This is a genomic window from Streptomyces sp. NPDC002490 (assembly GCF_040296045.1).
Lineage (GTDB): Bacteria > Actinomycetota > Actinomycetes > Streptomycetales > Streptomycetaceae > Streptomyces.
This window is the reverse complement of the sequence record NZ_JBEOWM010000021.1, coordinates 91027-116939: the sequence shown is the minus strand read 5'-3', so window position 1 is coordinate 116939 and position 25913 is coordinate 91027. Positions and strand designations below refer to the sequence as shown.

The 25913-nt window shown below is 72.8% G+C and carries 22 protein-coding genes, 1 pseudogene and 1 riboswitch; of the genes and pseudogenes, 18 read left to right on the top strand and 5 right to left on the bottom strand.

Going from position 1 to position 25913, the window contains the following annotated elements; genetic code table 11:
• Positions 1-91 precede the first annotated feature (91 nt).
• Both idi and ABT092_RS16060 read right to left on the bottom strand, forming a co-directional pair.
• A pseudogene (idi, locus tag ABT092_RS16065) lies at positions 92-673 on the bottom strand (isopentenyl-diphosphate Delta-isomerase); the annotation flags it as partial.
• 274 nt (positions 674-947) lie between these two features.
• Positions 948-1883: a cation diffusion facilitator family transporter gene (locus tag ABT092_RS16060; RefSeq protein ID WP_351244153.1), complete on the bottom strand. Its 936-nt coding sequence runs from the start codon at positions 1881-1883 to the stop codon at positions 948-950.
• A gap of 551 nt (positions 1884-2434) precedes the next feature.
• Between ABT092_RS16060 and ABT092_RS16055 the strand changes: the two genes are divergently transcribed.
• The 16 genes from ABT092_RS16055 to ABT092_RS15980 all read left to right on the top strand — a co-directional run bounded on the left by ABT092_RS16055 (position 2435) and on the right by ABT092_RS15980 (position 20170).
• Entirely contained in the window at positions 2435-4330 is a 1896-nt protein-coding gene (locus ABT092_RS16055) for a DUF5941 domain-containing protein (protein WP_351244161.1), read from the top strand.
• A complete protein-coding gene (locus ABT092_RS16050; RefSeq protein ID WP_351244151.1) occupies positions 4327-5079 on the top strand; it encodes a phosphocholine cytidylyltransferase family protein in 753 nt (250 codons plus the stop codon). Before ABT092_RS16055 ends, ABT092_RS16050 begins: the two co-directional genes overlap by 4 nt.
• A complete protein-coding gene (locus tag ABT092_RS16045; protein WP_351244149.1) occupies positions 5067-6128 on the top strand; it encodes an iron-containing alcohol dehydrogenase family protein in 1062 nt (353 codons plus the stop codon). The genes ABT092_RS16050 and ABT092_RS16045 overlap by 13 nt, the downstream gene beginning before the upstream one ends.
• The gene (locus ABT092_RS16040; protein ID WP_351244147.1) at positions 6106-6885 is read left to right on the top strand and encodes a CDP-alcohol phosphatidyltransferase family protein; all 780 of its coding nucleotides are present in this window, start codon (positions 6106-6108) and stop codon (positions 6883-6885) included. The genes ABT092_RS16045 and ABT092_RS16040 overlap by 23 nt, the downstream gene beginning before the upstream one ends.
• 257 nt (positions 6886-7142) lie before the next feature.
• Positions 7143-8072: an ABC transporter permease gene (locus ABT092_RS16035; RefSeq protein WP_351244145.1), complete on the top strand. Its 930-nt coding sequence runs from the start codon at positions 7143-7145 to the stop codon at positions 8070-8072.
• On the top strand, positions 8065-8844 hold the full coding sequence (locus ABT092_RS16030) for an ABC transporter ATP-binding protein (RefSeq protein ID WP_351244143.1): 780 nt from the start codon (positions 8065-8067) through the stop codon (positions 8842-8844). Before ABT092_RS16035 ends, ABT092_RS16030 begins: the two co-directional genes overlap by 8 nt.
• A gap of 446 nt (positions 8845-9290) precedes the next feature.
• Positions 9291-10262: a squalene synthase HpnC gene (gene hpnC, locus ABT092_RS16025; RefSeq protein ID WP_351244141.1), complete on the top strand. Its 972-nt coding sequence runs from the start codon at positions 9291-9293 to the stop codon at positions 10260-10262.
• Positions 10259-11209 carry a presqualene diphosphate synthase HpnD gene (gene hpnD / locus ABT092_RS16020; RefSeq protein WP_351244139.1) on the top strand — a complete coding sequence of 317 codons (951 nt, stop codon included), beginning with the start codon at positions 10259-10261 and terminating at the stop codon, positions 11207-11209. The genes hpnC and hpnD overlap by 4 nt, the downstream gene beginning before the upstream one ends.
• A gap of 67 nt (positions 11210-11276) precedes the next feature.
• Positions 11277-12710, top strand: coding sequence for a hydroxysqualene dehydroxylase HpnE (hpnE, locus tag ABT092_RS16015; protein ID WP_351244137.1), 1434 nt, complete (start codon positions 11277-11279; stop codon positions 12708-12710).
• On the top strand, positions 12707-13825 hold the full coding sequence (locus ABT092_RS16010; protein WP_351244135.1) for a polyprenyl synthetase family protein: 1119 nt from the start codon (positions 12707-12709) through the stop codon (positions 13823-13825). Before hpnE ends, ABT092_RS16010 begins: the two co-directional genes overlap by 4 nt.
• A gap of 107 nt (positions 13826-13932) precedes the next feature.
• Entirely contained in the window at positions 13933-16074 is a 2142-nt protein-coding gene (shc, locus tag ABT092_RS16005; protein ID WP_351244133.1) for a squalene--hopene cyclase, read from the top strand.
• Positions 16074-16787: a phosphorylase family protein gene (locus ABT092_RS16000; protein WP_351244131.1), complete on the top strand. Its 714-nt coding sequence runs from the start codon at positions 16074-16076 to the stop codon at positions 16785-16787. Before shc ends, ABT092_RS16000 begins: the two co-directional genes overlap by 1 nt.
• Before the next feature lie 6 nt (positions 16788-16793).
• Positions 16794-17816: an adenosyl-hopene transferase HpnH gene (gene hpnH / locus ABT092_RS15995; RefSeq protein ID WP_351244129.1), complete on the top strand. Its 1023-nt coding sequence runs from the start codon at positions 16794-16796 to the stop codon at positions 17814-17816.
• 49 nt (positions 17817-17865) lie between these two features.
• Positions 17866-19251, top strand: a complete 1386-nt coding sequence (locus tag ABT092_RS15990; RefSeq protein WP_351244127.1) for an aspartate aminotransferase family protein — start codon at positions 17866-17868, stop codon at positions 19249-19251.
• An 83-nt stretch (positions 19252-19334) separates the two neighbouring features.
• On the top strand, positions 19335-19994 hold the full coding sequence (locus ABT092_RS15985; RefSeq protein ID WP_351244125.1) for a helix-turn-helix domain-containing protein: 660 nt from the start codon (positions 19335-19337) through the stop codon (positions 19992-19994).
• Positions 19991-20170, top strand: coding sequence for a DUF6126 family protein (locus tag ABT092_RS15980; RefSeq protein WP_351244123.1), 180 nt, complete (start codon positions 19991-19993; stop codon positions 20168-20170). Before ABT092_RS15985 ends, ABT092_RS15980 begins: the two co-directional genes overlap by 4 nt.
• A 24-nt stretch (positions 20171-20194) precedes the next feature.
• Here the strand turns inward: ABT092_RS15980 and ABT092_RS15975 are convergent, their stop codons facing one another.
• Positions 20195-20992, bottom strand: a complete 798-nt coding sequence (locus ABT092_RS15975) for a tyrosine-protein phosphatase (protein WP_351244121.1) — start codon at positions 20990-20992, stop codon at positions 20195-20197.
• Positions 20993-21490: 498 nt separating this feature from the next.
• Positions 21491-21609, top strand: a riboswitch (cyclic di-AMP (ydaO/yuaA leader).
• 2 nt (positions 21610-21611) lie between these two features.
• Here ABT092_RS15975 and ABT092_RS15970 point away from each other — a divergent pair.
• Positions 21612-22616 (top strand): M23 family metallopeptidase, encoded by a 1005-nt coding sequence (locus ABT092_RS15970; protein ID WP_351244119.1) that lies wholly within the window; start codon positions 21612-21614, stop codon positions 22614-22616.
• A gap of 203 nt (positions 22617-22819) precedes the next feature.
• Entirely contained in the window at positions 22820-23611 is a 792-nt protein-coding gene (locus ABT092_RS15965) for an SGNH/GDSL hydrolase family protein (protein WP_351244117.1), read from the top strand.
• Between the two features lie 19 nt (positions 23612-23630).
• Here ABT092_RS15965 and ABT092_RS15960 read toward each other — a convergent pair whose 3' ends face one another.
• Together ABT092_RS15960 and ABT092_RS15955 are read right to left on the bottom strand one after the other, a co-directional pair.
• A complete protein-coding gene (locus ABT092_RS15960) occupies positions 23631-24518 on the bottom strand; it encodes an STM4011 family radical SAM protein (protein WP_351244115.1) in 888 nt (295 codons plus the stop codon).
• A gap of 5 nt (positions 24519-24523) precedes the next feature.
• Positions 24524-25906, bottom strand: a complete 1383-nt coding sequence (locus ABT092_RS15955) for an STM4012 family radical SAM protein (RefSeq protein ID WP_351244113.1) — start codon at positions 25904-25906, stop codon at positions 24524-24526.
• Between the last annotated feature and the right edge of the window lie 7 nt (positions 25907-25913).

Genomic DNA, 25913 nt, shown 5'->3' with positions numbered 1-25913 from the left:
GCCCGTGAAGTGCAGATGCAGATGCGCCTTCGGCAGGGTGCCGAGGTCTCGAACGTGCTCCATCCCAGGATCCTGCCGCACCGGACGCCACGGCGGGGCCCGTCAGCTCCCTGATGGCGGGCCGTGCGGCGTCCAGCACGGTCATGAACCACGCCGAGAAGGGGTCCTTCCCGTGGCGCGCCAGCAGTTCCTCCGCGGTGACGAAGGCGGTGTCCCCGACCTCGGTCCCGTCCGGCCGCGGCGTCGCCTGCACCATGCCCACGAAAAGGTGGTTGAACTCCTGTTCCACCAGCCCGGAGGCGGGGTCCGGGTGGTTGTACCGGACCGTGCCCGCCTCGGCGAGCAGGGACGGGGAGACGCCGAGCTCCTCGAAGGTGCGACGGGCCGCTGCCGCGAAGGGGGCCTCGCCCGGGTAGGGGTGGCCGCAGCAGGTGTTCGACCAGACGCCGGGGGAGTGGTACTTGCCCAGTGCGCGCTGCTGGAGCAGCAGCCGCCCCTGCTCGTCGAAGAGGAACACGGAGAACGCGCGGTGCAGCCGTCCCGGAGCCCGGTGGGCGGAGAGCTTCTCGGCGGTGCCGATGGTGACGCCGTCCTCGTCGACCAGTTCCAGCATGATCGCTTCGGCTGTGGCGCCCGGCACGGTGTGCTCCGCGGTCGCAGGTGTGATCGACATACCCATCCTTCGCTTCGGTCCTCGCACGTCAAGTCTGCCGCACAACACCGACACTTCCGGCATCGGCGGTGTCCGCCGCGCGCCGCGGAGCGGCCGCCCGCTCGCGTCGTGCCACTGCTCTGGACGCCCGGGGCGATCGGCTACCCGACTCGCTTCCCCCCTCTGATCGGAAAACACCCCGACCCCGCCTTGCGCACCTGTTCGAGGAACGATAGTGCGATGACCTGCGCGGAGGCCACCGCACGGGCGGGCGGCCCCGCCCGTGCGGTGGGCTTCAGTGGCAGACCCGCTCGTGCGCGGCGTGGCCGCTCGGCTCCAGCTGGAAGGTGCAGTGCGCCACGTCGAAGTGGTCGCCGAGGCACTCCTGCAAGGCGTGCAGCACCCGTTCGTGCCCCGCCCGCTCCAGGCACTCCTCGTCGACCACCACGTGCGCGGACAGCACGGGCATCCCCGAGGTGATCGTCCAGGCGTGCAGGTCGTGCACCTCCTCGACGCCCTTCAGCGCGAGCATGTGGGACCGCACCTCGTTCATGTCGACGCCCTTGGGTGCCGACTCCAGCAGCACGTTCAGGGTCTCGCGCAACAGCTTCACGGTGCGCGGAATGATCATGAGGCCGATGAGCAGCGAGGCGATCGGGTCGGCGGCCTGCCAGCCGGTGCCCATGATGACCAGGGCGGAAACGACCACCGCGAGCGAGCCGAGGGCGTCCGAGAGCACCTCCAGGAAGGCGCCCCGCACATTGAGGCTCTCCTTCTGTCCGCGCATCAACAGGGACAGCGACACGAGGTTGGCGACCAGGCCGACCAGACCGAAGACCACGGTCAGTCCGCCCTGGGTCTCGGTCGGGGTGATGAACCGCTGGATCGCCTCGTAGAGCACGTAGCCGCCGACGCCGAGCAGGAGCAGACAGTTGGCGAGCGCCGCGAGGATCTCGGCGCGGGCCAGGCCGAAAGTGCGGTTGGTGCTGGGCGGGCGGTTCGCGAAGTGGATCGCGAGCAGGGCCATCCCGAGCCCCACGGCGTCGGTCGCCATGTGGGCGGCGTCGGCGACGAGCGCGAGCGAGCCGGTGACGACGCCGCCGATGACCTCCATCACCAACACCGTCAGGGTGATGGACAGTGCGATCCGTAGTCGTCCCTTGTACGCGGCGGCCGCGGTGCCCGTGAGGGGTGCGCCGTGCGCATGCCCGTGATCGTGCCCTGCCCCCATGAAAACCCATCCTCTCGCAGCAGTGGTCGGTGCTCCGGCGGTGCTCCTGGCACTGCCAGTCAACTACGGGTGGGGGGTATCCGGCAACACGGCACTGAACACCGTTGTCATGTGCTCTGACCTGCGGAAACGAGAGCCTGGTCAGAGGGGTGGAAGCTGCGGCGAGTGCCCCCGTGCGCCGGGGCTGAGCCGGTCCGACCGTGCTCCGGCGCATGCGACCCGTGCGCTCCGCGCGGAGCTTCGAGGAGGCGGCCGTCCGCGCTCCGTGGAAGCGACCGCGGCGTCGGTACGCCCCTCCGGTCGCCGGTGCGCCGGTGCACCCCTCGCCCTCGGCCGTTTGTGCTAAGGGCCCCTGATCAACAATGATGATCGCGGTGGCGAGGGGACGGCGGAGCCCGCCGATCGGCCCCCGAACGGGTGGTGAACGCCCATGGGTACGCATCCGATAGCCTCAGCCGACGTGCCGCCCGGCCGACCCCGGTCCCGGGGCGCGCCCCCACCCATGCACACGCCCGGCGTCAGCGCGTGTCGGAACCCAGGGAGTGAGTCCGCTGTCGACCGCCATCCTCACCGGCCGGCCGGTCCCGGGATCGTCGCTCGAAGACGATCTGCGGGGCCTCGGCTTCGACGTGCGGGTCGCCGAGGACGCCTCCGACGTCCCCGCCCTGCTCGACGCCGTACCCGCAGGACGGCGCGTGGCCCTCGTGGACAGCCGCTTCGTGGGCCACGTCCACGCACTGCGGCTGGCCCTCACCGACCCGCGCTTCGACGCCGCCGCCGTCCCCGGCGCCGTCACCGCGCAGCGGGCCGCCCGGTCGGCCCTGGAGCGCGCGGTGCGCGCCGGCGGGCCGGGGACCGGGCAGGACGGCGCCGAGGAAACCGGACGCCCCGGGTCCGCCGACGGCGGAGCGGCCACGGCCTCCGACGCCCCGTCGGACGGCACGGTGACCGCCCCCGACCCCGAGACCTCCGCCCCCGACCGGGCCGCCGCACTCGTCGAGACCGGCGGCACCCCCGTCCACCGCCCCGAGCTCGGCCCCCTCGTCGCCGTCGTGCCCGCCGACCCGCAGGCCCGCGACGAGGCCCGCCGGGCGGTCGCCGCCGTCGACGACGAGGACGTCCGGCTGCGCACCGCGGTCAAGTCCCGGGACGGCTTCTTCACCACCTTCGCGGTCAGCCCCTACTCCCGCCACGTCGCCCGCTGGGCCGCCCGTCGCGGACTGACCCCCAACCAGGTCACCACCGCGTCCCTGATCACCGCGCTGATCGCCGCGGGCTGCGCGGCCACCGGCACCCGGGCCGGCTTCGTCGCCGCCGGAGCCCTGCTGCTGTTCTCGTTCGTCCTCGACTGCGCCGACGGCCAGCTCGCCCGCTACTCCCTCCAGTACTCCACGCTCGGGGCCTGGCTCGACGCCACCTTCGACCGGGCCAAGGAGTACGCCTACTACGCGGGCCTGGCGCTGGGCGCGGCCCGCGGCGGGGACGACGTGTGGGCGCTCGCGCTCGGCGCGATGGTCCTCCAGACCTGCCGGCACGTGGTGGACTTCTCCTTCACCGAGGCCAACCACGACGCCACCGCCAACACCAGCCCCACCGCCGCCCTCTCCGACCGGCTCGACAGCGTCGGCTGGACGGTCTGGGTGCGCCGCATGATCGTGCTGCCGATCGGGGAGCGCTGGGCGCTGATCGCCGTCCTCACCGCGGTCACCACCCCCCGGATCACCCTGGTCGTCCTGCTCGTCGGCTGTGCGTTCGCGGCCTGCTACACCACCGCCGGCCGGGTGCTGCGCTCGCTCACCCGCAGGGCCGCCCGCACCGAGCGGGCCGCCCGTGCCCTGCACGACCTCACCGACACCGGCCCTCTCGGCGAGGCGTTCGCCGCCGTCCTCGGCGGCGTCGCCCGCCGACTGCCGGCCCTCGCTCCGCCCGCGGTCGCCCTGCTCGGCGGCGCCGCCGTGGTGGCCGCGGCCCTCCTCACCGACTTCGGCGGCTGGGCGCCGGTCACCGTCGCCTGCCTGTACGTGGCCACCTCGGGCCTCGCCGTGGCCCGCCCGCTCACCGGAGCGCTGGACTGGCTGGTGCCCCCGCTCTTCCGGGCCGCCGAGTACGGCACCGTGCTGGCACTGGCCGCCCAGTCGGGGTCGAGCGGAGCCCTGGCCGCCGCATTCGGGCTGGTGGCGGCCGTCGCCTACCATCACTACGACACGGTCTACCGCATCCGCGGTGGCACCGGCGCGCCACCGACCTGGCTGGTGCGCGCGGTCGGGGGGCAGGAGGGCCGGGTCCTCCTGGTGACCTTCGCCGCGGCCCTGCTCGGCAACACAGGTTTCACCGCCCTGCTCACGGTCCTCGCCGTGGCCGTGGCACTCGTGGTGCTCGCCGAGAGCATCCGCTTCTGGGTCTCCTCCGGAGCACCCGCCGTACACGATGAAGGAGAACCCGCATGATCGGCCTCGTGCTGGCGGCCGGCGCCGGACGGCGTCTGCGTCCCTACACCGACACGCTCCCCAAGGCGCTGGTGCCGGTGGGTCCCGAGGGCGCGGAGGACAGCCTCACGGTCCTCGACCTGACCCTCGGCAACTTCGCCGAGATCGGGCTCACCGAGGTCGCGATCATCGTCGGGTACCGCAAGGAGGCCGTGTACGAGCGCAAGGCGGCCCTGGAGGCCAAGTACGGCCTCACGCTGACCCTCATCGACAACGACAAGGCCGAGGAGTGGAACAACGCCTACTCCCTGTGGTGCGGTCGTGACGCCCTCCAGCACTCGGTGATCCTCGCCAACGGCGACACCGTCCACCCGGTCTCCGTCGAGAAGACCCTGTTGGCGGCCCGCGGCGACGGCAAGAAGATCATCCTCGCCCTGGACACCGTGAAGCAGCTCGCGGACGAGGAGATGAAGGTCGTCGTGGACCCCGCCAAGGGCGTCCAGAAGATCACCAAGCTGATGGACCCGGCCGAGGCGACCGGCGAGTACATCGGCGTCACCCTCATCGAGGGCGAGGCCGCCGCCGAGTTGGCCGACGCCCTGAAGACCACCTTCGAGCGCGACCCCGACCTCTACTACGAGGACGGCTACCAGGAGCTGGTGAACCGCGGCTTCAAGGTCGACGTGGCCCCCATCGGCGACGTCACGTGGGTCGAGATCGACAACCACGACGACCTCGCCAAGGGGCGTGAGATCGCGTGCCAGTACTGACCCGTCTGATCCCCTCGCCCCTGGTCGTCGACATCCGTGCGGGTGCCCTCGACGACCTGGTGGGGGTCCTCGCGGACCAGCGCATCTCCACGTCGGGCAAGCTCGCCGTCGCCATCAGCGGCGGCAGCGGCGCCCGGCTGCGGGAGCGGCTGGAGCCCGCGCTCCCCGGGGCCGAGTGGTTCCCGGTCGGCGGCGGCACGCTGGACGACGCGGTCAGGCTCGCCGACGCGATGAAGAAGGGCCGCTACGACGCCGTGGTGGGCCTGGGCGGCGGCAAGATCATCGACTGCGCCAAGTTCGCCGCTGCCCGCGTCGGCCTGCCCCTGGTGGCGGTCGCGACCAACCTGGCCCACGACGGCCTGTGTTCGCCGGTCGCGACCCTCGACAACGACGCGGGCCGCGGCTCGTACGGCGTCCCGAACCCGATCGCGGTCGTCATCGACCTCGACGTGGTCCGCGAGGCGCCCGTGCGGTTCGTCCGCTCCGGCATCGGCGACGCCGTCTCCAACATCTCCTGCGTCGCCGACTGGGAGCTCGCCCACCGCGAGACCGGCGAGTCCATCGACGGACTGGCCGCGGCGATCGCCCGGCAGGCCGGCGAGGCGGTGCTGCGCCACCCCGGCGGGGTCGGCGACGACGGCTTCCTCCAGGTGCTGGCCGAAGGGCTGGTCCTCACCGGCATCTCCATGTCGGTCGCGGGCGACTCCCGTCCCGCCTCCGGCGCGTGCCACGAGATCAACCACGCCTTCGACCTGCTCTACCCCAAGCGGGCCGCCAGCCACGGCGAGCAGGTCGGCCTGGGCGCCGCGTTCGCCATGCACCTGCGCGGGGCGCACGAGGAGTCCCGGCGGATGGCCGAGGTGCTGCGCCGGCACGGGCTGCCCGTGCTGCCGCAGGAGATCGGCTTCAGCACGGAGGAGTTCGTGCGGGCCGTGGAGTTCGCCCCGCAGACCCGGCCCGGCCGCTACACCATCCTCGAACACCTCGACCTCAACACCGACCAGATCAAGGACGCATACGCCGACTATGCCAAGGCCATCGGTAGCTGAACTCCGCCCGGTCGTGCACCCCGCGGGGGTCAAGGACCGGCGCAGCGGTGAGCACTGGGCGGGACGCCTGTACATGCGGGAGGTCTCGCTCCGGGTGGACCGGTACCTGGTCGACACCCGGGTCACCCCCAACCAGCTCACGTACCTGATGACCGTCTGCGGCCTGCTCGCGGCCCCGGCCCTGCTGGTGCCGGGGGTCCCGGGCGCCGTGCTCGGCGTGGTGATGGTCCAGCTGTACCTGCTGCTGGATTGCGTGGACGGCGAGATCGCCCGGTGGCGGCAGCAGTTCTCGCTCAGCGGGGTCTACCTGGACCGGGTCGGGGCCTACCTCACCGACGCCGCGGTGCTGGTGGGCTTCGGCCTGCGCGCCGCGGACCTGTGGGGGACGGGACGCATCGACTGGTTGTGGGCCTTCCTCGGCACCCTGGCCGCGCTCGGCGCCATCCTGATCAAGGCCGAGACGGACCTGGTGGGGGTGGCCCGTCACCAGGGCGGACTGCCGCCGGTCAAGGAGTCGGCGGCGGAGCCGCGTTCCTCCGGCATGGCCCTGGCGCGTCGCGCCGCCGCCGCGCTCAAGTTCCACCGGCTGATCCTCGGCATCGAGGCCTCGCTGCTGATCCTGGCCCTGGCGATCGTGGACACGGTCCGCGGGGACCTGTTCTTCAGCCGGCTCGGCGTCGCCGTCCTCGCCGGCATCGCCCTGCTCCAGACCCTGCTGCACCTGGTCTCGATCCTGGTCTCCAGCAGACTGAAGTGAGGCGTCCGGTCGGTGCCGCACGGCACCGACCGGAACGGCCACCGGCCCGGCGGAGCCCGATCGCGGTTCCCCGGCGTTCGACGCGGTGGCGTACGGTGTGGCGAGCGATCCGACCGGGGTCGCCCACCGGAGATTCCGGCACGTTCGGGTCCGAGGGAGAATCGGGTCCGAGGACGTCCTGCCGTGCCCCGGCGGGCACCCGGCACCGTCCGTGTCCGGCCAGGCAGCTCATCTCTTGAAGACGAAAGTTTCCACTTGTGAGTGAGACAACGCATGACGGCGGTGTCGCGGTGAGTGCGCCCCCGTCGCCCGACGACGGGCTCTCCCCGGCGGCCCTGGCCGCCAAGCACGGGCTGTCCGTGAGCGGTGCCCGTCCCGGGCTCGTGGCGTACGTCCGCCAGCTCTGGGGCCGGCGCCACTTCATCCTGGCGTTCTCCCAGGCCAAGCTCACCGCCCAGTACAGCCAGGCCAAGCTGGGCCAGCTCTGGCAGGTGGTCACGCCGCTGCTGAACGCGCTGGTCTACTTCCTGATCTTCGGGCTGATCCTGAACGCCGACCGGGGCATGGACAGGGAGGTGTACATCCCCTTCCTGGTGACGGGGGTGTTCGTCTTCACCTTCACCCAGAGCTCCGTGATGGCCGGGGTCCGGGCGATCTCCGGCAACATCGGACTGGTGCGGGCGCTGCACTTCCCCCGGGCCTCGCTGCCGGTCTCCTTCGCGCTCCAGCAACTCCAGCAACTGCTGTTCTCGATGCTGGTGGTCTTCGCGGTGGTCGTCGCCTGCGGCAGCTACCCCACCCTGTCCTGGGTGCTGATCGTGCCGGTGCTGGTGCTCCAGTTCTTCTTCAACACCGGACTCGCCCTGATCATGGCCCGGCTGGGGGCGAAGACCCCGGACCTCGCCCAGCTGATGCCGTTCGTGATGCGGACCTGGATGTACGCCTCCGGCGTGATGTTCTCCCTCCCGGTCATGCTGGAGGACCAGCCGGCGTGGATCGCGGACGTGCTCCAGTGGAACCCGGCCGCGGTCTACATGGACCTGATGCGGTTCGCCCTGATCGACGACTACGGCTCGGGGTACCTGCCCGCGCACGTCTGGGCCGTCGCCCTGGGCTGGGCGGTGCTGGTGGCGGTCGGTGGTTTCGTGTACTTCTGGAAGGCGGAGGAGCGGTACGGCCGTGGCTGAGCAGAGCACGGGCGCCCGGCGCCCCACCGTCATCGCCGACGAGCTGCACATCGTCTACCGCGTCAACGGCGCGAAGACCGGCAAGGGCAGTGCGACCTCGGCCCTCAGCCGCATCGCCCGGCGCGGCCGGGAACGCGGGGTGCGCGAGGTGCACGCCGTGCGCGGCGTCTCCTTCGTCGCCTACCGGGGCGAGGCGATCGGCCTGATCGGTTCCAACGGCTCCGGCAAGTCGACCCTGCTGCGGGCCATCGCGGGGCTGCTGCCCGCCGAGCGCGGCAAGGTCTACACCGACGGCCAGCCGTCCCTGCTCGGCGTGAACGCGGCGATGATGAACGACCTCACCGGGGAGCGGAACGTCATCCTGGGCGGTCTCGCGATGGGGATGTCCCGGGAGCAGATCAGGTCCCGGTACCAGGAGATCGTGGACTTCTCCGGGATCAACGAGAAGGGCGACTTCATCACCCTTCCCATGCGCACCTACTCCTCGGGCATGGCGGCGCGACTGCGCTTCTCCATCGCCGCGGCCAAGGACCACGACGTCCTGATGATCGACGAGGCACTGGCCACCGGTGACCGCAGCTTCCAGAAGCGCTCCGAGGCCCGCATCCGGGAGCTGCGCAAGGACGCCGGCACGGTGTTCCTGGTCAGCCACAACAACAAGTCCATCCGGGACACCTGCGACCGGGTGATCTGGTTGGAACACGGCGAGCTGAGGATGGACGGCCCCACGGCGGACGTGCTGAAGGAGTACGAGAAGTTCACCGGGAAGTAGCGGCCCCGCCCCGAGCCCGGCCGCGCACGGACCCCGCCGCAACCAACGGGCGGGGTCCCCGTGCGCCGGGCCACGACCCCCCGTACCGCGGCGCGGCCCTGACGCTTCGTGAACCGTCCCGCTGTTCCGGAACCCGGGCGGGGGCCGGTTCGTTGCCCGGAGGGAGAGAACAGGGGGAAGCGTGGGGAGGAGCCCCGGCCCGTGCTTCGACGCCGTACAACGTAAGCTGGAGCGGTACCGATTCGCGGCAACTGGGGCGATAGCGGTCAAAGCCCCGGTGCCTCCACCATGATTGACCTGGGCGGTGTGTCCGAAAGGGGATGTTTTCGGTCGGTAGTGTAGAACGGAGATGTGACGGCAATGGCTACGGAAAGTCTCCGGCTCCGCGACGCTTCCGCAGTCTCCGTACCGGGTGGCGCGTGGTGACGGACGCCGAGAGGACCCCCATGCACAGCACGTTCCGTAGCGGAGCCCTCGCGGCCCGCGCGGACGACCCGCGGCCCCCCGGACCGGCCGCGGCCCCCGCACCCGCCGACCCCGTGGTGCTCGCCACCCTGGACAAGGCCGCGCACGAGAACTTCCCGGTCGCCCCCTTCTTCCTGCCGCGCGCCTGGCGGGGCGACCTGATGGCCCTCTACGGCTACGCCCGGCTCGTCGACGACATCGGCGACGGCGACCTCGCCCCCGGCGGGGCCGACGCCCGCCACCTCGGCCTCGCGCCCGCCGACGCGGCGGACCGACTGCTGTTCCTGGACGCCTTCGAGGCCGACCTGCGCCGCGTCTTCGCCCCCGCCTCCGACGGCCCCCGCCACCCGCTGCTCCAGCGCCTGGCGCCCACCGTCCACCGCCACCGCCTGGACCCCGAACCCTTCCTCGGGCTGATCGCCGCCAACCGGCAGGACCAGACGGTCACCCGGTACGCCACCTACGACGACCTGCTGGCGTACTGCGAACTGTCGGCGAACCCGGTCGGCCGGCTCGTCCTCGCCGTCACCGGCACCACCACCCCGGAACGCGTCCGCCGCTCCGACGCGGTGTGCACCGGCCTCCAGATCGTCGAACACCTCCAGGACGTCGCCGAGGACCTCGCCCGCGACCGGATCTACCTGCCCGCCGAATCCATGGCGCGCTTCCACGTCCGGGAGGCCGACCTCGCCGCCCCGAGCACCGGCGCCTCGGTGCGCGCCCTCGTCGCCCACGAAGCGGAACGCGCCCACGACCTGCTTGCCGAGGGCGGCGCCCTGGTCGGCAGCGTCCACGGCCGGCTCCGGCTGCTCCTCGCCGGGTTCGTGGGCGGTGGACGCGCCGCCGTCCGCGCCCTCGCCGCCGCGGCCTACGACGTGCTGCCCGGCCCGCCCAAGCCCACCAAGGTCCAGCTCCTGCGCGAGGTGGCCACCACACTGCGAGGAGAGGGGTGAACCGGGCCGTGGAGTCAGAGCCGCGCGCATCCGCGCCGGTGCTCGCCGCGTACAGCTACTGCGAGACCGTCACCGGGCAACAGGCCCGCAACTTCGCCTACGGCATCCGGCTGTTGCCGACCGCGAAGCGCCGCGCCATGTCCGCGCTGTACGCCTTCTCCCGGCGGGTGGACGACATCGGCGACGGCGACCTCCCCCCGGACGTCAAGCAGAAGCGGCTGGAGGACACCCGCACCGTGCTGTCCCGGGTCCGGGACGGCGAGGTCGCCGAGGACGACACCGACCCGGTGGCGGTCGCCCTCAGCCACACCGCCCGGGCCTTCCCGATCCCCCTGGACGCCCTGGACGAACTCATCGACGGCGTCCTGATGGACGTGCGCGGGCAGACCTACGCCACCTGGGACGAGCTCAAGGTCTACTGCCGCTGCGTCGCCGGCGGCATCGGCCGGCTCTCCCTCGGGATCTTCGGCTCCGAACCGGGTGCCCGCGGTGCGGAGCGCGCACCCGAGTACGCCGACACCCTCGGACTCGCCCTGCAACTCACCAACATCCTCCGGGACGTTCGCGAGGACGCCCTCGGCGGACGGGTCTACCTCCCCGCCGACGACCTCGCCGAGTTCGGCTGCTCCGCCGGCTTCGACGGGCCCCGCCCGCCCGAAGGCGGCGACTTCGAGGGGCTCGTCCGCTTCGAAGTGCGCCGCGCCCGGGCGCTGTTCGCCGAGGGCTACCGGCTGCTGCCGCTGCTCGACCGTCGCAGCGGAGCCTGCGTGGCCGCCATGGCCGGGATCTACCGCCGACTCCTCGACCGCATCGAGCGCGACCCGCAGGCCGTGTTGCGCGGCCGGGTCTCCCTCCCGGGCCACGAGAAGGCGTACGTGGCCGTGCGGGGGCTGTCCGGACTCGACACCCGCCACCGTCCTCGACGGACCGTCAGGAGGCGTGCCTGATGAGGGCCTCGGCACCACTCGCCGCCCCCGGCCCGGGGTACCAGAACCACACCCCCGGGGGAGCCGCGTGACCACCACCGACCCAGGTTCCCACGGGCCGGCGCCCACGGACGCGGAGCCGCCCACCGCCGTCGTCGTCGGCGGCGGCATCGCCGGGACCACCACCGCCCTCTCGCTCGCCGACGCCGGGGTCCGGGTGACCCTGCTGGAGGGACGTCCCCGGCTCGGCGGACTCGCCTTCTCCTTCCAGCGCGGCGACCTCACCGTCGACAACGGCCAGCACGTGTACCTGCGGTGCTGCACCGCCTACCGCTGGTTCCTCGACCGGATCGACGCGACCGCGCTCGCCCCCGTCCAGGACCGGCTCACCGTCCCCGTGGTGGACGCTGCGAGCCGGGTGCGCACCCCTTCCGGCGAGGGCCCGCGGCTGGGCACGCTGCGCCGATCCGCCCTGCCGGTACCGCTGCACCTCACGCGTTCGCTCGCCGCCTACCCCCACCTGTCGGTCGCCGAGCGGCTGTCCGTCGCCCGGGCGGCGCTCGCCCTCAAGGCCCTCGACCCCGCCGACCCCGCCCTGGACGCCCAGGACTTCGGCAGTTGGCTGGCGCGCCACGGCCAGTCGGCGCGCGCCGTCGAAGCGCTGTGGGACCTCGTCGGCGTCGCCACCCTGAACGCCGTCGCCGGGGACGTGTCCCTGGCCCTGGCCGCCATGGTCTTCCGGACCGGGCTGCTCCAGGAACCGGGCGCCGCCGACATCGGTTGGGCCTCGGTCCCCCTCGGCGAACTCCACGACACCCTCGCCCGCAAGGCGCTCGACACCGCGGGGGTGCACACCGAACTGCGCACCCGGGTCGCCGGCATCTCCCCGACGCCGGACGGCCGTTGGACGGTGAAGGCGCCGGGCGGCGAGATCACGGCGGACACCGTCGTGCTCGCCGCGCCCCAGCGCGAGACGCACGACCTGCTGCCCCCGGGCGCCCTCGACGCCCCCGGCAAGCTGCTCGCGCTCGGCACCTCGCCGATCCTCAACCTGCACGTGATCTACGACCGCACGGTGCTGCGCCGGCCGTTCTTCGCGGCCCTGGGCTCGCCCGTGCAGTGGGTGTTCGACCGCACCGCCGCCTCCGGACTGACCGAGGGCCAGTACCTCGCCGTTTCCCAGTCCGCGGTGCAGCACGAGATCGACGAGCCGGTCGCCGTCCTGCGCGAGCGCTACCTCCCCGAACTCGAACGGCTGCTGCCCGCCACCCGAGGCGCGGAGGTCCGCGACTTCTTCGTGACCAGGGAGCGCACGGCCACCTTCACGCCCGCGCCCGGCAGCGGCGCCCTGCGCCCCGGTGCACGCACCAGGTCACCCGGGTTGTTCCTGGCCGGAGCATGGACCGCCACCGGCTGGCCGGCCACGATGGAGGGAGCGGTGCGCAGCGGCGTCAGTGCGGCCGACGCCGCCCTCCACGCCCTGGGCCGGCCACGTGACCATCTCTTCCGGGAGGCGGCATGACCATCGATCTGCGCGCCCCCGGCACCACCGCAACAAGAGGAGAGACTGTGCCCACTGTGCCCCCGGGCCAAGCGTCCGCCGAGGCCGTGGACGTGGCCGCGCTGCTGGAGCGGGGCAGAACCCTGGCGACCCCCGTGCTCAAGGCCGCGGTGGATCGCCTCGCCCCGCCCATGGACACCGTCGCCTCCTACCACTTCGGTTGGATCGACGCCCACGGCAACCCGGCGGACAGCGACGGCGGCAAAGCCGTCCGCCCCGCGCTCGCCCTGTTGTCCGCCGAGGTCGCCGGAGCCCCGCCCGAGACCGGCGTGCCCGGTGCGGTCGCCGTGGAGTTGGTGCACAACTTCTCCCTGCTCCACGACGACCTGATGGACGGCGACGAACAGCGCCGCCACCGCGACACGGTGTGGAAGGTGCACGGTCCGGCCCAGGCGATCCTGGTCGGCGACGCCCTGTTCGCCCTCGCCGGCGAGGTCCTGCTGGAGCTGGGCACCGTCGAGGCGGGGCGCGCCACCCGCCGGCTCACCAGCGCCACCCGCGCCCTCATCGACGGCCAGGCCCAGGACATCTCCTACGAGCACCGGGAGCGGGTCACCGTCGCCGAGTGCCTGGAGATGGAGGGCAACAAGACCGGCGCCCTGCTGGCCTGCGCCTCCTCCATCGGTGCGGTGCTCGGCGGCGCCGACGACCGCACCGCCGACAGCCTGGAGAAGTACGGCCACCACCTCGGCCTCGCCTTCCAGGCGATCGACGACCTGCTGGGCATCTGGGGCGACCCGGAGGCCACCGGCAAGCAGACCTGGAGCGATCTGCGCCAGCGCAAGAAGTCCCTGCCCGTGGTCGCCGCCCTCGACGCGGGCGGCCCCGCCTCCGAGCAACTCGCCGAGCTGCTGGCCGCCGACGCCAAGAGCAACGACTTCGACACCTTCTCCGAGGCGGAGTTCGCCGCCCGTGCCGCCCTCATCGAGCAGGCCGGCGGCCGGGAGTGGACCTCCCAGGAGGCGCGCCGCCAGCACGCCGTCGCCGTCGAGGCCCTGGACTCCGTGGACATGCCCGACCTGGTGCGGGCGCAGTTCGTGGCGCTCGCCGACTTCGTCGTCGTACGAAAGAGATGACCATCGACATCCGGAGCATATGACTCGCGGTCGCCGGCCGGTGCCCTCCCGGGCGCCGGCCGACGGCGGACCCAGCAGAAGATCCACACTGCATCGAAGGGGAAGCCATGACAGCGAGGACCGACGGAGGCAACGGGGCGGTACCGCCCCGCGCGGCCTCGGCGACCGACGAACACGCCGACCAGACCCCCCGCGCGCCCGACGACCACGAAGCCGTTCGGCGCGCCACCCGCCGCGCCGGTGACTTCCTGCTCTCCCTCCAGAGCCCCGAGGGCTGGTGGAAGGGGGACCTGGAGACGAACGTCACCATGGACGCCGAGGACCTGCTGCTCAGGGAGTTCCTCGGCATCCGGGACGAGGCCACCACCCGGGCCGCCGCCCTCTTCGTCCGGGGCGAACAACGCAGCGACGGCACCTGGGCCACCTTCCACCAGGGCCCCGGTGACCTCTCCGCCACCGTCGAGGCGTACGTGGCCCTCCGGCTCGCGGGCGACGACCCCGACGAACCGCACATGGCGCAGGCCGCCGAGTGGATCAGGTCCCGCGGCGGGATCGCCGCGGCCCGGGTCTTCACCCGCATCTGGTTGGCCCTGTTCGGCTGGTGGCGGTGGGAGGACCTGCCCGAGGTGCCCCCGGAGGTCATCTACGTCCCGCGCTGGTTCCCGCTGAACATCTACGACTTCGGCTGCTGGGCCCGGCAGACGATCGTGCCGCTCGCCGTCGTCTCCGCCCAGCGACCGGTGCGCCCCGCGCCCTTCGCCCTGGACGAGTTGCACACCGATCCGACCGACCCCTGCCCGCACCGCCCGCTGGCGCCGGTGACCTCCTGGGACGGGGTGTTCCAACGGTTCGACAAGGTGCTGCGGCTCTACCACCGGATCGCCCCCCGGCCGCTGCGCGCGGCGGCCATGCGCTCCTCGGCCCGCTGGATCATCGAACGCCAGGAACGGGACGGCTGCTGGGGCGGCATCCAACCGCCCGCGGTCTACTCGATCATCGCCCTGCACCTGCTGGGCTACGACCTGGACCACCCCGTGCTGAAGGCCGGGCTCGCCTCCCTGGACCGGTTCGCCGTGTGGCGTCCGGACGGCTCCCGCATGATTGAAGCGTGTCAGTCGCCGGTGTGGGACACCTGCCTGGCGACCATCGCCCTGGCCGACGCCGGAGTGCCCGGCGACCACCCCCAACTGGTCAGGGCCGCCGAGTGGATGCTCGGCGAGGAGATCGACCGGCACGGGGACTGGTCGGTGCGGCGCCCCGGACTCGCCCCGGGCGGATGGGCGTTCGAGTTCCACAACGACACCTACCCCGACATCGACGACACCGCCGAGGTGGTGCTCGCCCTGCGCCGGGTGGTTCACCCGGACCGCGAACGGCTGGAGGGAGCCGTCGCCCGCGGCGTCGCCTGGACCCTCGGCATGCAGTCCCGGGACGGCGGCTGGGGCGCCTTCGACGTGGACAACACCAGCCCGTTCCCCAACCGGTTGCCGTTCTGCGACTTCGGCAAGGTGATCGATCCGCCGTCCGCCGACGTCACCGCGCACGTGGTGGAGATGCTCGCGGTCGAGGGCCGGGCGGGGGAGCCGGGCGCCCGCCGCGGGATCGCCTGGCTGCTCGCCGCCCAGGAGTCCGGCGGCGCCTGGTTCGGCCGCTGGGGCGTCAACTACGTGTACGGCACCGGATCGGTGGTCCCCGCACTGGTCGCCGCCGGGCTCCCGCGCTCGCACCCGTCGATCCGGCGCGCCGTGGCCTGGCTGGAGGCGGTGCAGAACGAGGACGGCGGGTGGGGCGAGGACCTGCGCTCCTACCACGACGCACCCGGCTGGGGCGGTCGCGGAGCCTCCACCGCCTCCCAGACCGCCTGGGCGCTGATGGCACTGCTCGCCGCGGGGGAACGCCACGGCAAGGCCGCCGAGCGCGGTGTCTCCTGGCTGGTGGAGACCCAATGCGAGGACGGCTCCTGGGACGAGCCGTACTACACGGGCACCGGCTTCCCCTGGGACTTCTCGATCAACTACCACCTGTACCGGCAGGTGTTCCCGCTGACCGCGCTCGGGCGCTTCCTGCACGGGGACCCGCTCGCGGACCGTGCTCCGGGGTGCGGCACCGCCGCCGGGACCGCCCCCGCCGGCCCGGGGACCCGCCCCCCGGACCGCCGCCCGGTCCGTCCGACGGTGGTGCGCACCGCACGATCGCTGGTCGCGGCGGCAGCCGGACGCATCGCCGAGCGGACCGGCAAGGCGGGCTGATGCGGTCCGCCCCCAACGAGCCGCCGGATGCGGGGTCGTCGGCCGGCCGAACCGACCCCGGGACGGCCGTCCCCCTCCTGGTCGCCTGTGCACTCGGCATCGAACGGCTCGCCCTGCGCCTGGGCACCCACGGCCCGACCGCGGCCCCGCAGCCGACGGTGGTGCGCACCGGCATGGGGCCCCGGGCTGCGGCCCGGGCGCTGTCCCGGGCCCTGGAGCGCCCCGCCCTGCACGACGCGGCAGTCCTGGCCACCGGCTTCTGCGCGGGGCTCGCCCCGGGGATGCGCCCGGGGGACCTGGTGGTCGCCGAGGAGACCCGGGACGCACAGGGCTCGGTCCGCTGCTCCGGCACCGGTCCGCTGGTCGAGGCGCTGCTGCGACAGTCGCCCGGGCGGACCGTGCACACCGGAGTGCTGATCGGTTCCGACCACGTCATCCGGGGGGCCGAACGCGCCGCGCTGCGCGCCACGGGGGCCATCGCGGTGGACATGGAGTCGGCGGTGAGCCTGCGCACCGCCGTGCGCGCCCCCGGAAGCGGTTCCCGGCCGGGCCCCCGCCCCGTTGCGGCCGTCCGGGTGGTCGTCGACGCCCCCGCACACGAACTCGTCCGCATCGGCACCCTGCGCGGTGGAATATCGGCTTTCCGCGTTCTCCGCGCCGTGCTCCCCGTCTTCAGTGAATGGCACCGCACTGTGATGCTCCCCCGGAGGTGAGCTGAGATGGCCATGCCGCTCCGCCAGTCCGTCAAGGTCGCGACCTACCTCTTCGAACAGAAGCTCCGCAAGCGGGACAAGTTTCCGCTGATCGTGGAGCTCGAACCGCTCTTCGCCTGCAACCTCAAGTGCGAGGGCTGCGGAAAGATCCAGCACCCGGCAGGGGTGTTGAAGCAACGGATGCCGGTCGCGCAGGCTGTCGGGGCGGTCCTGGAGTCCGGGGCCCCGATGGTCTCCATCGCGGGTGGCGAACCCCTGATGCACCCGCACATCGACGAGATCGTGCGCCAGTTGGTGGCCAGGAAGAAGTACGTCTTCCTGTGCACCAACGCCTTGCTGATGCGCAAGAAGATGGAGAGGTTCACCCCCTCCCCGTACTTCGCCTTCGCCGTGCACATCGACGGACTGCGGGAGCGTCACGACGAGTCGGTGGCCAAGGAGGGCGTGTTCGACGAGGCGGTGGCGGCGATCGAGCAGGCCAAGGAGCGCGGCTTCCGGGTCACCACCAACTCCACCTTCTTCAACACCGACACCCCGCAGACCGTCATCGAGGTCCTCAACTACCTCAACGACGACCTCCGGGTGGACGAGATGATGATCTCGCCTGCCTACGCCTACGAGAAGGCACCGGACCAGGAGCACTTCCTCGGCGTGGAACAGACCCGCGAACTCTTCCGGAAGGCGTTCGCCGGCGGCAACCGCCGCCGCTGGCGACTTAACCACTCGCCGCTGTTCCTCGACTTCCTGGAGGGCAGGGTCGACTTCCCCTGCACCGCCTGGGCGATCCCCAACTACTCCCTCTTCGGCTGGCAGCGCCCCTGCTACCTGATGAGCGACGGCTACGTCCCCACCTACCGGGAACTCGTCGAGCAGACGGACTGGGACGCCTACGGCCGGGGCAAGGACCCGCGCTGCGCCAACTGCATGGCCCACTGCGGCTACGAACCCACCGCGGTCCTCGCCACCATGGGATCGCTCAGGGAGAGCCTGCGCGCCGCCCGCGACACGGTCTCGGGCAACCGCGCGTGACGGCACCGCCCCCCGGGCCGACGACGGAGGGAACGGAGGGCGGTCCGCGATGAGCGAGGCGTTCGACCTCGGCGCACTGCTCTCCGAACGCGGCGGCGAGCGGTACGCGTTGCACTCCCGCCACCTCAACCACCAGCTCCCCCGCATGCTGCGCACCATCGGCTTCGACAAGGTCTACGAACGGGCCGAGGGCGCGCACTTCTGGGACGCGGACGGCAACGACCACCTGGACATGCTGGCCGGGTTCGGGGTGATGGGCGTCGGTCGGCACCACCCCGTGGTGCGCAAGGCCCTCCACGACGTGCTGGACGCCTCCCTCGCCGACCTCACCCGCTTCGACTGCCCGCCGCTGCCGGGGCTGCTCGCGGAACGCCTGCTCGCCCACAGCCCCCATCTGGACCGGGTGTTCTTCGGCAACAGCGGCACGGAGGCGGTGGAGACCGCGCTCAAGTTCGCCCGCTGCGCCACCGGCCGGCCCCGGGTGCTGTACTGCACGCACGCCTTCCACGGGCTCACCACCGGTGCCCTCTCCGTCAACGGGGAGTCCGGCTTCCGGGAGGGCTTCGGGCCCCTGCTGCCCGACACGGCGGTGCCGCTCGGCGACCTCGATGCGCTCGCCCGGGAGTTGGCGCGCGGCGACGTGGCCGCGCTGATCGTGGAGCCGATCCAGGGCAAGGGCGTCCACGAGGCCCCGCCCGGGTACCTACGCGGCGCCCAGGAGCTGCTGCGTGCGCACCGGGCGCTGCTGATCGCGGACGAGGTGCAGACCGGGCTGGGCAGGACCGGGGACTTCTACGCCCACCAGCACGAGGACGGGGTGGAGCCGGACCTGATCTGCGTGGCGAAGGCCCTGTCCGGGGGGTACGTCCCGGTCGGGGCGACCCTGGGGCGGGACTGGATCTTCCAGAAGGTGTACGCCTCCATGGACCGGGTCCTGGTGCACTCGGCGAGCTTCGGATCGAACGCGCAGGCCATGGCGGCGGGGCTCGCGGTGCTCTGGGTGCTGGAGTCCGAGCACCTGGTGGAGCGCGCCCGTACCGTCGGGGAGCTGCTGCGTTCCCGGCTGGCCGCCCTGGTGGACCGCTACGAGCTGCTGAGCGAGGTGCGGGGCCGGGGGCTGATGATCGGGATCGAGTTCGGCCGCCCCCGGTCGCTGAAGCTGCGGGGCGGCTGGACCATGCTCCAGGCCGCCCGCAAGGGCCTGTTCGCGCAGATGGTGGTGGCCCCCCTGCTCCAGCGGCACCGCATCCTCACCCAGGTGTCCGGGGACCGGCTGGAAGTGATCAAACTGATCCCGCCGCTGGTGGTGGACGAGGCGGACGTGGACCGCTTCGTCACGGCCTTCACCGCCGTGATGGACGACGCGCACCGGGGGGGTGGCCTCATATGGGACTTCGGGAGGACACTGGTGAAGCAGGCGGTGGCCGTCCGCTGAGCGGTGCAGCGACCCGCGATCTCGTTTTTTACCCCTCGGGCAAGAAATTTGCCCGAGGGGCATTTTTCTGGCTCAATCGAAGCATGAGCCACCCAGAGTCCGTCCCTCCCGAGGAACCGCCCGCCGCCGCGGCCCCCGCCCCGGAGACGGCGGTCCCCCTCGTCGCCCCCCGGCTGCGGGAGCTCCGGCGCGGCGCGGGGCTCACCCTGGAGACGGCTGCCGCCGCGGCCGGGTTGTCCCCGGCGCACCTGTCCCGGCTGGAGACCGGTCGACGGCAGCCCTCCCTGCCGATGCTGCTGGCGCTCGCCCGGGTGTACGGCACCACGGTCTCCGAACTGCTCGGCGAAACGGTCGTCGACCGCGACGCCGTGGTGCAGGCCGCCACCATGGAGCCCACCCGGGCCGGCGGCTGGACGTACTGGCAGGCCGGCGCCTCCGGCCGGGGGATGCAGGCCCTGCGGGTCCGGGTGCCGTACGGCACCCAGGGCGACATCGTGCGGGTCCACCCGGGCGAAGAGTGGCTGTACGTCCTGTCCGGGCGGTTGCGGCTCAGGCTCGGGGACAGCACCCACCTCCTCGGCCCCGGTGACAGCGCCCACTTCGACTCGCTGACCCCGCACCGGATCGGCGCCGCCGACGAGGACGGCACCGACCTCCTCTTCGTGCATACCCTGTTGCAGAGTCCGACCGCCGCGCTGTGCCTCGGCCCGGCGGACGGCCACACCCCGGGAGACCTCCGATGACCGAACCCGTACCCCCCACCGACCCCGCGGCGCCTCCGGTCGCCCCGCGGACCTCCACGCCCCGCATGGAGGACAAGATGCCGCCGAGCATCTGGATCCGACTGGTCATCTACGTCGCGGTCGGCCACCTGGTCGCCGCCTTCATCTGGCTGCTGTTCGAGGTCGGAGCCAAGTGACCCCGCCGGCGGCCGGGGACCGGCTCAGTCGAGCAGCCGTCCGCGCAGCCGCTCGCGCAGCCCGGGGGTGAGACCGAGGGCCCGGCGCAGATAGGTGTCGGTGTCGCCCCAACATCGGTCGATCGTCTCGAAGGCGGCCGCCAGGTACTCGACCCGGGCGTCGAAGAGGGGGCTCAGCAACTCCATGGCCTCGGGCGCGGAGCCGTCGACGGCGTCCGCGTCGCGGCGCACCCGGTACCGCCGGTGCGCCGCGTTGGACTTGAGGTAGTCCTCCTCGATCGCGCTCCGCTCGACCCCGAGGGCCAGCAGCGCCACGGCCACGGTGAGTCCGGCCCGGTCCTTGCCCGCGGCGCAGTGCAGCAGGGCGGGCACGCTGTCCTCGGCGAGCGCGTGCAGCACCCGGGCGTGCTCCGCCGTCCGCTGCTCGATCATGACCCGGTAGGACGTCACCATCTGGTCGACGGCGCGCCCCCCGGCCAGCAGGGCGCGGAGTTCGGTGAGGTCGCCGTTGCGCACCATGTGCCAGAACGCGGCGCCGTCGGCCGGGTCGCTGAGCGGGATGTTCACCTGGCGCACCCCGGGGAGCTCCACGTCGTGGCCGTCGAGGGCGCGGTCGGCGTCGTTGCGGAAGTCGAAGACGGTGTGCAGACCGAGCGAGTCGAGGTACCGGCTGTCCCGTGCCGTCGCGCGGGCGAGGTGGCCGCTGCGGAACAGCACCCCGTGGCGGATCCGGCGACCGTCCGCGGTCGGCAGTCCTCCCAGGTCCCGGAAGTTGCGCACGCCGGTCAGTTCGGGCTCGGTGGATGGGATCTGCTGCGTCACGGGGCTCCTCCGGTTCCCCCGCCGGCGCCGTCGGACGGCGGGCCGGTTCAGACGATACGACATCACATCGTCCGACAATCGGGATGTGATGGGCTTTTCTTGTGAAACACGGAGGGCGAGCCCTGGCCTCTATGTCCTGCAATGTGCATTTTCATAGCGTTCGCGAATCTTGGTGGTCCTCATCCCAACTGGGCCGGGAATAAAGCCGCCTGGGGAAGCCGGTCGTGACCGGGATCATAGAGGTCACCGAACGTGGTGGCCGGCCGTGCTCCGCCTGCCGTCCACAGCCCGGGAATTGAGTTCCGCGGCCCCCGCCGTCGTCGACGCAGGGTGACCGGGAAATCCCGCAAGGATCAAGGAATACCTGGTCATCGACGTGCTCGCGGTTGTCCGGGCCGTTCCGGCTCGCTTAGCGTCACGCTCACTCCGGGCGGACGCCGAGTCCTGCCACCGTCCGGCACCCACCGTCGTACCGACATCGGCAGGAGCGGGGAACCCACACGCAGTACGCCGAGTCCGGGCGACCGGACCGGCTCGGGGTGAAGCCGCGCGAGCGCGGCCGGGCACCTCCCGCCCGAATCCGACAGCTCACCTCGTAGGCGCCGGAGAGGAACGCACCATGCCCGCGACGGGTAAGCACCGCCGTCCCACGTCCGCCCGGCTCGTCCGCGCCATCGCCCTCACCGGGTCCGGTGGCGCGGCGGCCCTGGCGCTTCCGCTGATGGGCGCCGCCCAGGCCCACGCCCAGGCCGGGGAGGCCGCCCCCGCCCCCAAGGGCTCCGCCGCCGTCACCGCCCCGGCCGCCCCGCAGGCCCCCGCGGAGCGGACCGCCACCCCCCGCGCCGAGGTCACCACGTACTCCGTGAAGATCGGCGACCACCTGTCGAAGATCGCCGACGAGCAGGACGTGCGCGGCGGCTGGCAGCGGCTGTACCAGGACAACCGGGCCGCGGTCGGCGCCGACCCGAACCTGATCCGCCCCGGTCTGGAGCTCGCCATCGGTGCCCCGGCCGCCGCCCCGCAGTCCGCCGCCCCGAAGCAGGCCGCGCCGAAGGCCGCCGCGCCCGAGGCCCCGGCCCCGAAGGCCGCCCAGCCCCAGGCGCCCGAGGTCCGGCAGGCGGCCCCCGAGAAGGCACCGGCTCCGAAGCCCGCCGCTCCGAAGCCCGCCGCCCCGAAGGTCGCGCCCGCGGCGGCCGAGGCGCCCGCCGCCGCGAACGCCTCAGGCTTCACCCTGCCGGTCGCCAGCGGGGTGGGCACCCCCTACCGGGCCTCCGGCAGCATGTGGTCCAGCGGCTACCACACCGGCGTCGACTTCAGCGTCCCCGCCGGCACGCCGCTCAAGGCGGTCGGCCCGGGCACCGTCGTCTCGGCGGGCTGGGCGGGCGCCTACGGCAACCAGGTGATCATCCAGCACGCCGACGGCAAGTACTCCCAGTACGCCCATCTCTCGCAGCTCGGCGTCAGCGCGGGACAGTCCGTCTCGGGCGGCCAGCAGATCGGCCTCGCCGGTTCCACCGGCAACAGCACCGGGCCGCACCTGCACTTCGAGATCCGCACCTCGCCGACGTACGGCTCCGACATCGACCCGCTGACCTACCTGCGGTCCAAGGGCGTCTCCGTCTGATCCGTCCGGCGACCCGCCGGGAGCTCCCGCACGCGGGGCCGCATCCTCCGATGCGGCCCCGCGTCGCGCTGTACGGGCCTGGCCGTTCCCCTATTCCCGTGTCGTGCCGGTCGACCGCATGGCCTTTCTCACGTCCCGTCAACCCCCTGGAAGGCATTGTTACGGTGGCGTAGGTCACGCCGGGCGAGGAAGGATGGGTCGATGTGACAGCAGAGTCGACGTTCCTCCCCCCTGACGGCATCCGGTCCTACGCAGCGCTCGGCGACAGCTTCACGGAGGGCGTCGGTGACCCCGGGCCCGACGGATCGTTCGTGGGCTGGGCCGACCGGCTGGCCGTCCTCCTGGGCGACCGGCTCCCCGAGCACGCCTTCCGCTACGCCAACCTCGCCGTCCGCGGGCGGCTCCTCGACCAGATCGTCGAGGAGCAGATACCCCGGGCCCGGGAGCTCGCCCCCGACCTGGTGACCTTCTGCGCGGGCGGCAACGACATCATCCGCCCCGGCAGCGATCCCGACGAGGTGGCCGAACGCTTCGAACGCGCCGTCGCCCACCTCGCCTCCACCGTCGGCACGGTCATGCTGACCACCGGGTTCGACACCCGGGGCGTCCCCGTCTTCCGTCGCCTCCGCGGCAAGATCGCCACCTACAACGGCCATGTGCGGGCCATCGCCGACCGCTACCACTGCCCGGTCCTCGACCTGTGGTCCCTCAGGACCGTGCAGGACCGCCGGGCCTGGGACACCGACCGCCTGCACCTCTCGCCCGAGGGGCACACCCGGGTCGCGCTCCGCGCCGCCCAGGTCCTCGACGTCGAGGTGCCCGCCGACCCCGACCAGCCCTGGCCCCCGCTACCGCCCCGCGGCGTCCTCGAAGAACGGCGCGACGACATCCACTGGGCGCGCGAGTACCTGGTGCCCTGGATCGGACGCCGACTGCGCGGGGTGTCCTCCGGCGACCAGGTCGAGGCCAAGCGCCCCGATCTGCTCCCCCTCTGAACGGCCGCTGCCGCCGGGGTCAGCCGGGATCGCCCGGCGACGGTAGCCACACCGTCCCGGACGGTGCCGGAATCCGCTCCAGCACGCCCCCGGCGAACACGTCGTACAGCGGCAGGGACTCCAGGTGCACGTACCCGATGTGGCAGTCGCACCGCGCCAGCGGGCACGGCCGCGGTGCCAGCGCCGCCCGGTACGAACCGTCGTAGAGGTTGCCCAGCACGGACCGGACGAAGTGACAACGCCGCACCGTGCCGTCCCCGTCGACCGACACCACCGACGCACCCGTCCGGCACGGCAGCCCTCCGCTGCGGTGCGGATGACGGCTGAACGGGAACAGCGGATCCACCTCCGTCCAGGCCGCGGCCTCCTCGTCGGTGTACACGTGCCCCTCGGCCGCGTTCACCCACAGGTACACCCGCTCCGGCAACGCCGCCCGCAGCCGCCGGGCGTGCTCCAGGTGCTCCCCGAGCCCCACCACCCCGACGCTGAACCGCACCCCGCGCTCGGACAGGGCGCGGCACTTGTCGAGGAACCGCGCGTAGGGCGTCTGGCCCGGGTGGTACGTGCACCACAAGGCCACCGTGTCGAGGTCCGCCGCGTCGAGCCAGTCGGTGCGGCAACTCAGGTTCGTCTGGATCGCCACCCGCTCCACGTGCTCCTGCCGGGACAACTCCACCAGGGCCCGCCGGTACCAGGACCGCACCAAGCCCTCGCCCCAGGGGGTGAACAGCACCGACAGCCGGCCGTCCCGGTACCCCGTCGCCCAGGCGGTGAACCGCTCCAACGCGGCCCGGTCGGCCCGGAGTTGCTCCCGGCTGTCCCGACGCTTGGCGAACGGGCAGTACGGGCAGTCGTAGTCGCAGGACGCCAGCGGGCCCCGGTACAGCACCGTGAGGTCGGCGCCCACGGCACTCACCGTGCCTCGTAGGCGGCCATCGCGGCCCGCACCTCGGGGGAGAAGAGCTCCGGGCCGACCGCGTCGGAGTGCGCCAGTCCCTCCGCCGACAGCCGCAGCACCCCCGCCGGGGCCGCCGGATCGAGCCAGCCCCGGCGCGCGAACCGGGCCAGCTCGCCCGGGAAGTCCTCCTCCGGTTCGGCGCCGAACCGGGTGCGGTACTCCTCCCGGGCCATGCCCGGGGCCTGGAGCAGCGACTGGAGCAGATGGCGGCGCCGCGCCTCCCCGCCCCCTGCGCCCCCGGCCACGTACCGGCCGTGCACCGGCCGGCCGAAGTCCTCCGTCGTGGTGTACGCGTCGATGATGGACCGCACCTCGCGCTCGTTCACCGCGTAGTCGAAGGAGTAGTGCAGCGTCGAGGTGTACGAGCGCGCCCCGCAGCCCAGCCCCACCATGCCGTCCGTCTGGCAGGCGTGGTCCTCGGGCCCCTCGGCCGGGGCGTCCGCCCGCCGGAACATCCGCATCGACCGCTGCTCGTAGCCCCGGGCCAGCAGGTGGTCCCGACCCGCCCGGTAGAGCCGCAACCGCTGCTCGTCCCACGCGCGCTGTGCCACGTCCACCCTCCGGTGCAGCCCGGTGAGGTTCCGCACGTACAGCGGGTACAGGTACAGCTCCTCCGGGCGCCAGGCCAGGGCGGCGTCCAAGGAGCCCAGCCAGGACTCCTCGGTCTGGCCCGCGATCCCGTAGATCAGGTCGATGTTCAGCACGGGTATCGCGGCCTCCCGTATCCGTCCGAGGGCCGCTTCGACGTCCGCCCGTCGCTGGGGCCGCACCGCCGCCCGCGCCTCCTCGGGCACGAAGCTCTGCACCCCCAGGCTGAGCCGGGTCGCCCCGCGCTCGGCCAGCACCGCCAGGCGGTCCGCGGTGGCCGTCGCCGGCGACGCCTCCACCGACAGCGGCACCGACCGCAGGTCCGCGCCCATCCGCGACTCGGCGAGGTCGCACAGCCGGCCCAACTCGTCCGCGGTCAGGTACGTGGGCGTGCCCCCGCCGAACGCCGCCGTCGCGAAGCGCACCGGACCGTCCCCGTCGAGCGCCTCCCGCACCGCGTCCGCCTGCCGCTCCAGGGCGTCCAGGTAGCGACGCGTCAACTCCCCGGGCGCGCCGATCCGCGTGAACAGGTTGCAGAACCCGCACCGGACCTCGCAGAACGGCACGTGCAGGTAGAGCGAGAGCGCGTCCTTCGGCTCCCCGCGCCACAGCTCCGCGAGGCGGGGGCCGCGGGCGGGCAGCGGACGGTACGCCGTCTTGTGCGGATAGGCGTAGACGTAGTGCTGGTACGGGCGCGGCGGTGCCGTCTCCAGCGCCGTCGGGACCTCGGTCGGGAAGGTGGTGCTCATCGGGTGC

Coding starts and splice junctions, on each gene's coding strand:
- ABT092_RS15955 (WP_351244113.1), bottom strand. CDS start 25,906: ATGAGCACCACCTTCCCGACCGAGGTCCCGACGGCGCTGGAGACGGCA.
- ABT092_RS15985 (WP_351244125.1), top strand. CDS start 19,335: ATGAGCCACCCAGAGTCCGTCCCTCCCGAGGAACCGCCCGCCGCCGCG.
- ABT092_RS15970 (WP_351244119.1), top strand. CDS start 21,612: ATGCCCGCGACGGGTAAGCACCGCCGTCCCACGTCCGCCCGGCTCGTC.
- hpnH (WP_351244129.1), top strand. CDS start 16,794: ATGGCCATGCCGCTCCGCCAGTCCGTCAAGGTCGCGACCTACCTCTTC.
- ABT092_RS16040 (WP_351244147.1), top strand. CDS start 6,106: ATGCCAAGGCCATCGGTAGCTGAACTCCGCCCGGTCGTGCACCCCGCG.
- ABT092_RS15990 (WP_351244127.1), top strand. CDS start 17,866: ATGAGCGAGGCGTTCGACCTCGGCGCACTGCTCTCCGAACGCGGCGGC.
- ABT092_RS16060 (WP_351244153.1), bottom strand. CDS start 1,883: ATGGGGGCAGGGCACGATCACGGGCATGCGCACGGCGCACCCCTCACG.
- ABT092_RS16010 (WP_351244135.1), top strand. CDS start 12,707: ATGACCATCGATCTGCGCGCCCCCGGCACCACCGCAACAAGAGGAGAG.
- shc (WP_351244133.1), top strand. CDS start 13,933: ATGACAGCGAGGACCGACGGAGGCAACGGGGCGGTACCGCCCCGCGCG.
- ABT092_RS16050 (WP_351244151.1), top strand. CDS start 4,327: ATGATCGGCCTCGTGCTGGCGGCCGGCGCCGGACGGCGTCTGCGTCCC.
- ABT092_RS16000 (WP_351244131.1), top strand. CDS start 16,074: ATGCGGTCCGCCCCCAACGAGCCGCCGGATGCGGGGTCGTCGGCCGGC.
- hpnC (WP_351244141.1), top strand. CDS start 9,291: ATGCACAGCACGTTCCGTAGCGGAGCCCTCGCGGCCCGCGCGGACGAC.
- ABT092_RS15980 (WP_351244123.1), top strand. CDS start 19,991: ATGACCGAACCCGTACCCCCCACCGACCCCGCGGCGCCTCCGGTCGCC.